General features: G+C 50.5%; 13 protein-coding genes. 4 read left to right on the top strand and 9 right to left on the bottom strand.

Going from position 1 to position 13,073, the window contains the following annotated elements; all coding sequences use genetic code 11:
- Window positions 1-53 precede the first annotated feature (53 nt).
- Window positions 54-506, bottom strand: coding sequence for a nucleoside deaminase (locus EYC62_02725; GenBank protein TAH36031.1), 453 nt, complete (start codon window positions 504-506; stop codon window positions 54-56).
- Between the two features lie 47 nt (window positions 507-553).
- On the opposite strand from EYC62_02725, the gene EYC62_02720 reads away from it, so the two are divergent.
- The 3 genes from EYC62_02720 to rsmD are packed head-to-tail and all read left to right on the top strand — an operon-like array spanning window position 554 to window position 2,660.
- Window positions 554-1,273, top strand: a complete 720-nt coding sequence (locus tag EYC62_02720) for a gamma-glutamyl-gamma-aminobutyrate hydrolase family protein (protein ID TAH36030.1) — start codon at window positions 554-556, stop codon at window positions 1,271-1,273.
- On the top strand, window positions 1,264-2,100 hold the full coding sequence (locus EYC62_02715) for an rRNA pseudouridine synthase (protein TAH36029.1): 837 nt from the start codon (window positions 1,264-1,266) through the stop codon (window positions 2,098-2,100). The genes EYC62_02720 and EYC62_02715 overlap by 10 nt, the downstream gene beginning before the upstream one ends.
- On the top strand, window positions 2,100-2,660 hold the full coding sequence (gene rsmD, locus EYC62_02710) for a 16S rRNA (guanine(966)-N(2))-methyltransferase RsmD (protein TAH36028.1): 561 nt from the start codon (window positions 2,100-2,102) through the stop codon (window positions 2,658-2,660). Before EYC62_02715 ends, rsmD begins: the two co-directional genes overlap by 1 nt.
- Here the strand turns inward: rsmD and mutL are convergent.
- Genes mutL through EYC62_02675 form a run of 7 tightly spaced genes read right to left on the bottom strand, consistent with a single transcriptional unit; the run spans window position 2,643 to window position 12,134 of the window.
- Window positions 2,643-4,388: a DNA mismatch repair endonuclease MutL gene (gene mutL, locus EYC62_02705; GenBank protein ID TAH36027.1), complete on the bottom strand. Its 1,746-nt coding sequence runs from the start codon at window positions 4,386-4,388 to the stop codon at window positions 2,643-2,645. The genes rsmD and mutL overlap by 18 nt on opposite strands.
- A 4-nt stretch (window positions 4,389-4,392) precedes the next feature.
- Window positions 4,393-5,637 carry a glucose-6-phosphate isomerase gene (locus EYC62_02700; GenBank protein ID TAH36026.1) on the bottom strand — a complete coding sequence of 415 codons (1,245 nt, stop codon included), beginning with the start codon at window positions 5,635-5,637 and terminating at the stop codon, window positions 4,393-4,395.
- A 1-nt stretch (window position 5,638) separates the two neighbouring features.
- Window positions 5,639-6,940, bottom strand: a complete 1,302-nt coding sequence (locus tag EYC62_02695) for an insulinase family protein (GenBank protein ID TAH36025.1) — start codon at window positions 6,938-6,940, stop codon at window positions 5,639-5,641.
- Between the two features lie 2 nt (window positions 6,941-6,942).
- The gene (locus EYC62_02690; GenBank protein ID TAH36024.1) at window positions 6,943-8,277 is read right to left on the bottom strand and encodes an insulinase family protein; all 1,335 of its coding nucleotides are present in this window, start codon (window positions 8,275-8,277) and stop codon (window positions 6,943-6,945) included.
- Window positions 8,277-8,813 carry a DUF3035 domain-containing protein gene (locus EYC62_02685; protein ID TAH36023.1) on the bottom strand — a complete coding sequence of 179 codons (537 nt, stop codon included), beginning with the start codon at window positions 8,811-8,813 and terminating at the stop codon, window positions 8,277-8,279. The genes EYC62_02690 and EYC62_02685 overlap by 1 nt, the downstream gene beginning before the upstream one ends.
- Window positions 8,814-8,834: 21 nt before the next feature.
- Window positions 8,835-9,314: a signal peptidase II gene (lspA, locus tag EYC62_02680; GenBank protein TAH36022.1), complete on the bottom strand. Its 480-nt coding sequence runs from the start codon at window positions 9,312-9,314 to the stop codon at window positions 8,835-8,837.
- Window positions 9,315-12,134 (bottom strand): isoleucine--tRNA ligase, encoded by a 2,820-nt coding sequence (locus EYC62_02675; protein TAH36021.1) that lies wholly within the window; start codon window positions 12,132-12,134, stop codon window positions 9,315-9,317. It abuts the gene before it with no gap.
- 228 nt (window positions 12,135-12,362) lie between these two features.
- Here EYC62_02675 and EYC62_02670 point away from each other — a divergent pair, with 228 nt between their 5' ends.
- On the top strand, window positions 12,363-12,695 hold the full coding sequence (locus EYC62_02670) for a hypothetical protein (GenBank protein TAH36020.1): 333 nt from the start codon (window positions 12,363-12,365) through the stop codon (window positions 12,693-12,695).
- A gap of 59 nt (window positions 12,696-12,754) precedes the next feature.
- Here the strand turns inward: EYC62_02670 and EYC62_02665 are convergent.
- On the bottom strand, window positions 12,755-13,073 hold a 319-nt coding region (locus tag EYC62_02665; protein TAH36019.1), incomplete at its 5' end, for a bifunctional riboflavin kinase/FMN adenylyltransferase.

The raw sequence follows: 13,073 nt of genomic DNA, 5'->3' as shown, positions 1-13,073 counted from the left end.
TTGTTAAGCAGGATTTGAAAATACAATAAATCCGGGTTTTTTTCTATATGGAATTATGCGCGTTTCGATTCAAAAAAACCGCGTAATAACGCGCCGGTTTCGCTTTCCATAATGCCGCCGTAAATTTCCGGCGCGTGGTGGCAAGTGGGGGAGGCAAAAAATTTAACGCCATGATCGACCGCGCCGCCCTTGGGATCATAGGCGCCATAATATAACCGCCGGACACGAAATTGGCTGATCGCCGCCGCGCACATGGTGCATGGCTCCAACGTCACATACAAATCGCAATCGACCAATCTGGGCTCGCCGATTTTTTGTGCCGCCATACGCAATGCTAATAATTCGGCATGGGCGGATGGATCGTTCGTTTCTTCCGTTCTGTTGCCTGCTTGCGCAATAATTTGCCCGGACTTGTCGACCACCACCGCGCCAATAGGCACTTCGCCACGGGCCTCGGCCGCCCGTGCTTCGGTCAGCGCGATTTGCATGTAATTTTGATTCTGCATACGGTATAAACTATATAGAATTGAATAGAGCTTCAAGGGCAGAAAAGATGAAAAAACCGCTGATTGGCATTATTCCAGACTGGCAGGAACCGAAACCGGGCGGGTTTTCGGAATGGCGGCCATATTATGCCATGCGCGAAAATTACAGCGATGCGGTGGCCAATGCCGGCGGCAATCCGATTTTAATTCCATATCGCAAGGACGCCGTCGCAGCATACAGCTTATTATGCGATGGGTTTTTGATTGTGGGCGCGGGCGACGATTTGGATCCAAAATTATATGGCGAAGAGCCGCATCCAAAATCCAAAATTAAAAACTCCCCGCGCGCCGATTTTGAAATCGCCTTGATTCGTGCGGCGTTGGAATCCGGCAAGGCGGTATTGGGCATTTGCAACGGCATGCAAACATTGAATGTGGCGCTTGGCGGCAGTTTGATCCAACATATTCCAGATGCGGTGCCGAATGCGCACGAACATTCGCAAAAACCGCCATTCGATCAAGCCGCGCACGATATTGCGGTGGAGCCTGGCACGATGTTGCACCGTATTTTAGGGGTCGATCGTTTGGCGGTGAATTCATCGCATCACCAATCGATTAAAAATGTTCCCACCGGCACGATTGTCAGCGCGCGCGCCGGAGATGGCGTGATCGAGGGAATAGAATCCCCGTCCTACCGTTTTTGCCTGGGCGTGCAATGGCACCCGGAATACGCGGCCAGTCCGCATGACGCAAAGATATTTTCCGCATTAATCGGGGCATGCCAATGACCAGACCTAAAAAACAGGCCGCTAAGAAACGCGTGACGCAGAAATTCAATTCGCGCCGTTCTTTCCAAACCAAAAAACCGACCGCGCCAATTAAAAACAAACCGGAACGTATTGCCAAGGTTTTGGCCCATGCGGGATTATGTTCGCGGCGCGAGGCCGAGCAATGGATTTTGGAAGGCCGGGTTACGGTCGATGGCGAGGTGTTAAAAACACCGGCTTGCGTGGTTTCGCCAATCAATAAAATCACGGTGAACAACCGGCCATTTATATGGAAATCGAAACAAGCCAAATTATGGTTGTATCACAAACCGCTCGGATATGTCGTTACGCACAATGATCCGCAGGGGCGTCCGACCATTTTCGATATTCTGCCGAAATCGTTGCCGCGCGTGGTATCGGTCGGAAGACTCGATCTAAACAGCGAGGGATTGATCTTGCTGACCAACGATGGCGGACTGGCGCGGTACATGGAATTGCCCAAAAACGGTTTTTCGCGCCATTATCGCGTGCGCGTATATGGTACGGTTACGCCGGAAATTATAGAACGGCTGGGCAAAGGCATAACGGTCGATGGCGTGCGATACGCGCCAGCCACCGTGGAAATAGACAAGGCCACCGGGCGCAATGCGTGGCTGTTTGTTACCTTGCACGAAGGCAAGAATCGCGAAATCCGCAAAATGATGCAACATTTCGGTCTGGCGGTGAACCGTTTGACGCGGCTTGGGTATGGGCCGTTTGAATTGCGCGATCTTGGGCCCGGAAAGGCCAAGGAAATCGGCGAGGATCAATTGCATAAATTGCTGCCGGGATATTTTGGGGGTAAGTAGTGCGCATTACCACCGGCATTTACAAAGGCCGTAAATTGTCGGTTCCGCCAGGAAACGATATTCGCCCCACATCAGACCGCGCCCGGCAGGCATTGTACAATATTTTATCGCATGGAAAACCGGCATCGATTTTCGATTTGCCGATCCCGCAAAAATTAAGTGTTCTGGATGTGTTTTGCGGCAGTGGCGCGCTGGGGCTGGAGGCGTTATCGCGTGGCGCGGATTATGCGTGTTTTATCGACCGCGACATTAAAACCGCGCGCGCCAATGCCGAAGATATGAAAGCGACAGGCATATGCGATTTTATTTCTGCCGATGCCTTGAATTTGCCGCCGGCGCGGGAACAGTTCGATCTGGTATTCTTAGATCCGCCCTATAACCAAGGATTGATTGCGCCTTGCATCGAATCTTTGCGTCAAAATAATTGGCTGTCGCCACGTGCTTTGATCGTCATCGAATCTGCGGCAAAAGAAGAATATACATTGCCGGAATTGGAATTGCTGGATGAACGAGTTTATGGCGCGGCGAAGATACGGTTCTATTTATTTGCGGCCAAATAATTTCTCGATATCCGACAAACTCAATTCGATAAAGGTCGGTCTGCCGTGATTGCACTGGCCGGAATTAGGCGTTTGTTCCATTTGGCGCAATAACGCATTCATTTCGGCGGCATTTAAAATTCTCCCCGATCTAACGCTGCCATGGCACGCCATGGTCGAACATATTTGCCAAAGATTTTTTTCTAATTCCAACGATCCGTCCATATCCGATAAATCGGCGGATAATTGTTCGATCATCCCGGCAACCGAACTTTTGCCCAATATGCTTGGTATCTCGCGCACCAAAATGGCGTCTGCGCCGAAACTTTCCACCATTAATCCCAGTTTTTCCAATTCCGTCGCGCGTTCCAACAATACGCGGCTTTGCCCGGCCGGCAATTTGACCACTTCCGGAATCAATAAAATCTGCCGTTTAATGCCGGATGCGGCCATTTCATTTTTCATTTTTTCGTACACAATCCGTTCATGGGCGGCGTGCTGGTCGATTAAAATCAGGCCCGATTCAGTTTGCGCGACAATATAATTTTCATGAATATGCGCAACGGCCGCGCCTAGGGGATGATGAATCTGGGTTTCAATCGCCTCGGCGGCCGCGGAATCCAGATTGCGCGCCATGGGAATAAAATCGGAAAAGCCGGATTGGTGTTGCGCCACATAATTTTGCGCCGTTTCGCGCCGCTGGAAAGCCATAATCATGGCGGATTGGTTGCTGCTGCTGGATGTCAGGGATTGTTCGCTGGCAATCGCCGCCCGGATCGCGCCTATCAGTAACCCGCGCACTTTATTGGCATCGCGGAACCGCACCTCGGTTTTCGCCGGATGCACATTAACATCCAAATCCTGTGCCGGAATATCCAAATATAGCGCGACATAGGGATAACGGTCGCTGGCCAATACGTCTTGATAGGCGGCTCGCAGCGCGCCCAATAATTGTTTATCGCGCACGGGGCGATTATTGACGGTAAAAAACTGCATTTGCGCGTTGCCGCGGCTATAGGTTGGAATGCTGACAAGGCCATATAAACGGTATCCATCCCGTTCAACATCGATTGGCAAATGATTGGCCGCGAATTCGCCGCCCATCACATCGACAACGCGGGCGCGAATGGTGGAAAAGAAATCGCCCTGACCGGCGTTTAATTTTAAAATAGCGCCATCCTCATCGTTCAAATCGAATGCGATATGGGGGCAGGCCAGCGCCAACCGCCGGATCGTATCGGTGATTTGCGCGCTTTCCGTCGCTGGCGATTTCATGAATTTCAATCGCGCCGGTGTGGCGTAAAATAAATCTTCGACATCGATGCTGGTGCCGATATTATGCGCGGCCGGAACCGGTTTGGATTTCTTGCCGCTTTCGACCCTGATTGAAAATCCGCTATCTTGATCTTGCGGACGGCTGGTGATGGACAGGCGGGCGATAGAACCGATCGACGGCAAGGCCTCGCCTCTGAAACCAAGCGATGCGATACGATCCAAATTGTCGTCGGTCAGTTTCGATGTGGCGTGGCGTTCGACCGACAATGGCAGTTCAGCCGCATTCATGCCCTTGCCATTGTCGCGCACGGTGATTTTATTTAATCCGCCGCCGCGGATAAAAACCTCGATCCGGCTGGCGCCGGCGTCAATCGCATTTTCCACCAATTCCTTGACCACCGACGCAGGCCGTTCCACCACCTCGCCGGCGGCGATTTGGTTGACAAGATGGTTGGGCAGGATGCGGATGGTCATGCGGTTAAGCCGCGTTATGCAATTCTTGCAAATATTTTTTGGTCAGGATTTTGCCTTCCTCAACCGCGGGCTGATCGAAGGCGTTAATGCCCAGCAATTCCGCGCCAATCATGGTTTCCAGCATAAAATGCATGAATAACGCGCCCAGCGTGTGCTCGTTTAATTTGCCGATTTCGATGCAACGCACTGGCAAATCCTTGTTTTTCAGGCTTTGCAAGGTGGCTTTTCCTTCGGCGGCGATTAAATCGCCCATGGTGCGGCCGTATAAATAAGCTAGTCGATCATCGGATGCATTTTTCAGTGGGGAGATGCGCGCGCCTTCTTCCGCATGATCCGGCAAAATCAATGTATAAAACTTATCGCGTGGGCCATCTAAATATAATTGCAACTGGCTATGCTGATCGACGGTGCCCAACGCATCGATGGGTGTCGTTCCAAGCCCGTTTTTGCCGACGCTTTCCGCCCATAATTGTTTGTACCATTCCGCGAATGTTTTTAACGCGTCGGCATAAGGCATCAGCACCGTCTGGTTGATTTTATGATGTTTGTTCAAAGTAATGCTGACGGCGGCGCCAATCGCGGCGGCGGAATCGGCTGTGGACGCGCGGTTTAATATGTCCGCCGCGCCGGCGCGGATTTTAGCAATATCCAATCCCGCAATCGCGGCTGGCAACATGCCGACAATCGATAAAACCGAATAACGTCCGCCGATTTTAGGATTATGGTCAAGGATGGCAACGCCCAATTGGCCGGCGATTTTTCGCATGACGTTGTCGCCAGCTTCGGTAATAACCAGCAATTTTTCCTTAAGGTTGTTATGGCCCAGCCATTCCACGATTGCATGCAACTGGCATAGTGTTTCGGCGGTGTTGCCGGATTTGGAAATGGCGATGACCCCGGTCGTTTCCGGGTCGAGTCTTTTTAGGGCGCGATCAAACCCATCCGGGTCTACATTGGCCAGAAAATGCACATTGATTTTTGAATCGGCGATGGCGCAGCAGGTTTTACCGCCCAGCGACGATCCGCCAGTGCCCAATACAACAACATCGGAAAACTTGCCAGAAAATTTCCTGGCGGCATCCAGTGTGCCGTCGTCTTTTAATGCGGCCGATAAAAACGGATAATTGCCGCCAGCGACTTGCGCCGATATTTTTTGCGCAACATCATTCGCCTTGATCAGTAAAGCGTCATAGGCGGTTTTATTAAAGTCGTTTGGAAAAAATATATTCTGCCGGTAAGAATCGGTCATGCTATTCCCGTTTGCCTGGATGATAATCGCCGATGACAGCGAATAATAAATAATCCGGGCTTAAAATTTGTTTGGCCACGCGGCGCACGTCATCCAATGTCACGGCCTCGACCAAATCATTGCGTTTGGTGAAAAAATCTATGCCCAAATTATCCTGCTGTAAAGCCAATAAAATCCCGGCTATTTGCGGGGTAGAGCTGAAACGCAGAGGAAAGGATCCAATCAGATATTTTTTAGCAGTTTCAAGATCTTCCGCGGTCAGATTGTCCGGCAATTCGGCCCAGACCTGGCGGATCAATTGCAGAGATTGCTCGAAATCCTGGCGCTTGGTGGCAACGCCGCCAAGAATAATGCCGGCATCCCGCATCGTATCGATGCTGCTGTATACGGAATAGGCGAGGCCCTTATCCTCGCGCACGGTTTTGGTAAGGCGCGATGAAAAACTGCCGCCGCCCAGAATATGATTCAATACATATAGCGGATAAAAATCCGGATTGTCCCGTTTCAAACCTTTTTGGCCGAATACCGCGACAGTTTGCGGTTGATCCATGGTTTTAAATACAATGTTGCCGGATTGCGGCGCGGCGAATGGAACGGGTTTAATCGCCGGATCGAAATCGGGCAAGAATTTGAACATGCGGTCCAGGGCCGCGCCCAATTCTTCGGGCGTTATGTCCCCGGCCACGCCGATTTTCAATGTGCGGCGGTTTAATGTTTGGCGCAAATAATTGGTCAGATCTTTTTTCTGTACCTCATTGATGGATTTTGCATCATAAATCCGGCCATAAGGGTGTCCGGCAAAATAAGTCTTCCACCACAATTCGCTGGCCTGAGTGTCGGGATCCGATTCCTTCTGTTTTAAAATCGCCATAAACTGGCTGCGGATACGGGCTACGGAAGGCGCATCAAAACGCGGTTTTTCCAGCGCAACGCTGGTTAAATCGAAAACTTCGTCTTTGTTTTGCGTCAATGTACGCAAGGATCCGGAAAAATAGTCATTGTCGACGCCAAAGGAAATGCTGGCGGCCAGCTCTTTCACCCGGTCGTGAAATTCGGTGGAATTATAAGGCCCTGCGCCTTCATCCAGCAGCGCCGATGTAAAGTCGCCAGCGCCTTCCTTGCCCATGGGGTCCAGTTTGCTTCCGCCATCGAATGAAAATCCCATCGATATAATCGGCAATGTATGGTCTTCGATCAGCCAAGCGGTAATGCCGCCAGGACTGGTGACGGATTTAATTTCAACCGCGTGCGCGGCGGATGAAATGGAAATCAGCAAAAGGAATAAAAAGAAAAAACGTTTCATGATTACTCCCCTGGCGGCAACAGCCAGCCAGATGTCGCGCCTTCTTCATAAACCAGCAATCTTGCGGCGATCATCACATCGTCTTTGCTGACGGCATCGATATTTTTTTCCCAATCTTCGATATCTTGTAACGTTCCGCCCAGCGCCAGGGCTTCGCCAACCACATAAGCCATGCGGTAATTATTGTCGCGCGCATATATCGCCTCGGCCAGCAACGATTTTTTGGCGCGGACTAAATCGGCGTCTTGCACGCCGGTTTTGATGAAATTCCGGATATCCGCGTCGATGGCGCTCACCAAATCGCTTTGCGAAGTTTTTTCCGCCGGCGTTGCGCCCAATACAAAATTGGTCGGGCCGCGTTTGTCGGGATCGTAATAAGCGTTAACGCCAACCGCCAGTTTTTTACCGACCACCAGATCTTTGTATAAAATGCCGCTGGGGCCGCTGAGTATTTGATCCAGAACTTCCAGGCCAAAAACAATGTTGCGGTGGTCGGGACTGGTATAAAATCCGGGCACGGAAATATATTTTATATATTGCGGCTGGCGGACTTTGTTGCTGCGGTAAACCAGGCTGCGGCTGGCATGCCCGGCCGGTTCCTGGGGTTCAACGGCGCGATCGATCGTTTTGGATGGGATGGACCCATAAAATTTTTCGGCTAAAGGTTTTACGTCGGCGATATCGGCGTCGCCCGCAACCACCACGATGGCATTGTTGGGGGCGTAATAACGGGCATGAAAATCCATGACGTCTTGATGGGTCAAATCCTCGATCTCATGTTCCCAGCCGATCAATGGGCGCCCATACGGATGATTGCGGTAATGCGCCGCCATCATTTCTTCGGATAAAATCGCGCCTGGGTCGTTGCCCACGCGTGACCGGCGTTCTTCCAGAATAACCGATTTCTCCGAATTGAAATCTTTCTCGCTCATGGACAGATTTTGCATCCGGTCGGCTTCGAGTTCCATGACCAGCGGCAAATGTTCCTTGGCAATGGTCTGGAAATAGGCGGTGTAATCGGACGTAGTCATTGCATTTTCGTTGCCGCCAATATCGGCAATGCGTTTTGAAAATTCCCCCGCCGGCACGTTTGGCGTGCCTTTGAACATCAAATGTTCCAGAAAATGGGCAAGACCGGATTTGCCGTTTATTTCATCCATGGCGCCGACTTTGTAAAACACCATGTGGGTCAAAATCGGCATGCGGTGATTAGGCACCACAACCAGTTGCAGGCCATTTTCCAAAGTCGCTTGCTGTAAAACCAGATTTTGCGCGTTGCTTGAAAGCGGTATTGAAATCGCCGCTATAACAAGAAAAAGGGCGAATATTTGGCGCATCAGCGGTTGAATAAACCCTTGCGTTTCGGTTGGATCATCGGAATTTGGCCCTCGTTGGCCGGTTTGCCCTCGGCCTTATTTTTTTCCAATCGTTCTTTTTCTTTTACCGGATCCACCAAAGTCGCGGGCGGTTCATAATCGCGGATTTTATCCAACAATGTTTTATTCGCTTCAGCCAGCTGCGCGCTTTCGCGGTCGATGGTGGCCTTGATCGACGGGTCGGATTTATCGCCGCCGGTAAGATCCAATAATTTGGATTCTCCGTTCGATAATTTCGCATCGGATTTTTTTGTATTAGGGTCGGTGCCAAGCAGGGCGGATTCGGCCTTTGTGCGCGGCGTAACTGCGCCTAAATTGGCGGCGCCATTCGCCGGTGGCCGCAAAGTGAAATCGGGGGGAAGTACCAAAGGCGCGCGCGAAACGACGCGGAATTCATCCGGACTGGGGCGGCTTAGGCCCAAATTGTCTTTAAAATCGGAACAGCCCGTCAGCGCGAACGCCGGCAATAATAAAAAAGCCAAAATCGATTTACGCAAGAAACACCTTTAGGATAGAAATTACGACGCGATCTTATCAGGACGTTTAACAGTAGAAAACAGCAAAAATATGACGCCAATAAATACAGCGGAATCCGCGATATTAAAGGCCGGCCAGTGATAGGATCCTATATAAAAATCGAAAAAATCCCGCACCGCTCCGAATTGGATGCGATCGTGAATATTGCCAATTGCCCCGCCCAGAATCAGACCGCATCCGCCGGCGGTAAAACGATCCTCGGCGCGCCATAACCAGTGGATGATAATCACCGTAATGGCGGCGGCAATCGCCAGCAAATGCCAAATTTGGGTGCCAGCCATTAAACCAAAGGAAACACCTTTGTTCCAAACAGCGGTCAAATTGAAAAACGGCAGGATTTCGATGCTGCGCGGCGGATCGAACAATAAATTCTGAAAAAACTGCTTGGTAATCAGGTCGCAAATCAAAATGATGGCCGCAATCGCCAATCCAGTTTTTCGATAGTCGTTGAATCGCGCCATCTAAGCCGCCAACGCATCCAAATCGACCGCATCGGCGCAACGTTTGCACAAATGATGGCCTTCTGCCGCCTTGCCGACTTCGGGCAGAATGCGCCAGCAGCGTCCGCACTTGTCTCCTTCGGCCAGTTTGCTGACCACGCCGATATTCTTAATTTCTTCCGACTGAAAAGCGTCTTTCGGGATTTGGGCGGTGCTGATGGTGATTTGCGATGTAATGCAAATTTCATCCATGGACAATCCGTCCAATAACGATGCTTGTTCTTTGCTGACATATACTTGCGGGTGCGCCTGCAGGGATGAACCGATGCGGCCTTCGCGGCGCTCGACTTCTAACGCGCCGGTGATGACACCGCGAATATCGCGGACTTTGTCCCATTTTGTGCCCAATTCCGCATTTAACCATTCGGCTGGAACTTCGGGGAAAGTGCCCAAATGCACGCTTTCTTTCGATCCGTAAGCCGCAAAGGCTTCTTCGGCGGTAAAGCATAATACCGGCGCGAGCCAATGGGTCAGACACATAAATACATGGTTCAAAACCGTGCGGCAGGCGCGGCGGCGAACCGAATCGGCGGCATCGCAATATAAGGAATCTTTGCGGATGTCGAAATAAAAGGCCGACAAATCCACCGCGCAGAAATTATGCAGTTCGTTGAACGCCTGATGGAAATTATAATTGGTATATCCATCACGCACTTTTTTATCGAGTTCGGCGAGGCGATGCAGAACCCAGCGTTCCAATTCCGGCATATTATCGGTGGTCACGGTTTCGGTCGGATTATATCCATCCAAACTGCCCAGCAAGTACCGCATCGTGTTGCGGATACGGCGGTACAATTCAACCTGGTGTTTGATGATTTCTTTGCCGATGCGCAAATCTTCGGTGTAATCCGATCCAACCACCCATAGGCGCAAAATATCCGCGCCATATTCCTTGATCACTTCTTGCGGGGCCACTACGTTGCCCATGGATTTGGACATTTTGCGGCCTTCGCCATCCAGAACGAAACCGTGCGTCAATACTTGTTTAAATGGCGCCGATCCGCGCGTGCCGCAAGATTCCAGCAAGGAAGATTGAAACCAGCCGCGATGCTGATCCGAACCTTCAAGATATAGGTTGCATGGCCAGGCAAGATTATCGCGGCCTTCCAGCACGAACGCATGGGTCGATCCCGATTCAAACCATACATCGACGATATCGAAACTCGGTTCGTATTCCGATGTCGGATACTCCGGTTCCAGGAAACGACATGGATCGCCCTTGTACCAGATATCGCTGCCTTCTTTTTCGAATGCGTCGGCGATGCGGTCGACAATGGTTTGATCGCGCAGCGGTTCGCCGGTTTGTTTATGGGTGAATACCGCAATTGGCACGCCCCAGGCGCGTTGACGCGAAATGCACCAATCCGGGCGTTGTTCCACCATCGAATAAATCCGGTTGCGGCCGGATTGCGGGAACCATTTGGTTTCGTCGATCGCTTGCAACGACCGCTGGCGCAATTGGTTTTCTTCCATGCCGATAAACCATTGCGGCGTATTGCGGAAAATCAACGGCGCTTTGGAACGCCAGGAATGCGGATAAGAATGCACTAAGGTGCCGCGCGCCATCAAGGCGCCGACGGCCTGCATTTCGGTGCAAATATTGTCGTGCACTTTGAATACATGTTGTCCGGCGAACATCGGCACGTGCGGGTAATAAGTTCCGTCGCCTTGCACGGTGTTTGGGATTTCGATTTTGTGTTTCATGCCCAAATTAAAGTCATCTTCACCATGACCCGGCGCGATATGCACAAGGCCGGTACCGGCATCGGTCGTCACGAAATCGCCGGCGTACATTGGCACATTGAAATCATATCCTTTGCCGCGCCATGGATGAGCGCACACGGTGCCCAGCAATTTGTCGCCGGTGAATTCCGCCAAAGTTTTATAGGATTTGATTTTGGTTTCTTTGCAAAAACTATCCAATAATTTTTGCGCGACCACCATTTTGGTGCCGGTTTTTACCAAAGATTCCGGTTCGGCTTCGCCCGATTCGATCAGAACATAGTCAATCTCTTCGCCATACGCGATGGCGCGGTTGCCCGGCATGGTCCATGGGGTCGTGGTCCAGATGACAACGCCAGCGCCTTCGATTTCTTTTAGTTTGGTTTTGACAACCGGGAAACGGATATGAACCCAGTGCGATTTATGATCGTGATATTCAACCTCGGCTTCGGCCAGGGCGGTTTTTTCCACCACCGACCATAACACCGATTTCATGCCTTTGTACAAAGACCCGTTGACCAGGAATTTCCCGATCTCGCGGAAAATCTGCGCTTCGGCCGGGAATGTCATGGTGGAATAAGGGTTGTCCCAATCGCCTTCGACGCCCAGGCGCTTAAACTCCTCACGCTGCACGCCGATCCAATGCGCGGCGAAATCGCGGCATTCCTTGCGGAATTCCAAAATCGGCACTTGGTCTTTGTCTTTTTTCTGTTCGCGGTATTTTTCTTCGATCTTCCATTCGATCGGCAAACCATGGCAGTCCCAACCAGGGATATAATCGACTTCTTTGCCTAAACCGCGTTGGCTGCGGTTGACGACGTCTTTTAAAATTTTATTCAACGCATGGCCGATATGCAAATTGCCGTTGGCGTATGGCGGCCCGTCATGCAGCACGAATTTTTCGCGGCCGCGCGTTTTGGCCTTAATCTGGTCCGATAATTTCTGCGCTTCCCATTGCTTTAAAATCTCCACCTCTTTTTGCGGCAAATTGGCGCGCATTGGAAAATCTGTTTTAGGGAGAAATACCGTGTTTTTGTAAAGGTCTTTTTGCTCGGACATGTATGGTTACCCTTGCCTTTGGATTTTTTGCATAAGCTATTAAAATAACAGGAAATTTTGATATGTCTACCCTTTAGATAGGCGAAATTCATCAAGGCTTTAGCCATATTCCAAACAAATTTATCCGCTATGGTCGATAATTATTGAATTCCGCAATCACCCGAGTAAGGTGGACAGGGTATTCAAAATAACGTTCAGTATCAGATCAGTATCAGAAAGGAATCCATCATGAGACTATTAACCCTCGCCCTTGCTTTGGTTATGTTCACCGTATTGCCCGCTATGGCAGGTCAACAAAAAAGCATCACCGAATCCAATTCCACCCCGGCGCACCAAGCGGTAAAAGCCGAAGGCAAAGCCACCCCGGCGCACCAGCCAGTAACCGCCAACAGCGAAAACGCCAAAATGAAGCGCGAAGCTATGCAAGCCAAACGCAAAGAATTGATTGAAAAGAAAATGGCCAACAAAAAAGAAAACATGGAAAAACGCCAGCAAGCCATGAAAGAAAAAACCTATGAATGGACCGTCGGCCCAGTTCCGAAAACTTCCGACATGCGCTAATTTATAAAAATTGTTTTATCATCGAACGGGGGCTAATTGGCCCCCGTTTTTTTATTATATTAAATCGAAAAAATTTTTCTAGCGGTTTCGCTGTCTTGCGCGATTTGAGTTTTTAATTCTTCAATGCCAGCGAATTTTTTTTCCGGGCGGATGAATTTAATCAAATCCACGCCCACGCGCTGTTCATATAAATCGCCGGTGAAATCGAAAATATGCGCCTCGCACCGTGCCGCCTTGCCGCCGATAGTGGGGCGCATGCCAATATTGGCGACGCCTGGCAAATCGGTTTTATGTTTGGTTTGTACCCGCACCGCATAGACGCCATACATCGGATGCTGATAATCGCGCAGGCAAATAATGACGGTTGGGAATCCCAAT

This window comes from Alphaproteobacteria bacterium, assembly GCA_004295055.1.
GTDB lineage: Bacteria > Pseudomonadota > Alphaproteobacteria > SHNJ01 > SHNJ01 > SHNJ01.
This window is presented reverse-complemented; position numbering and strand designations above follow the sequence as displayed.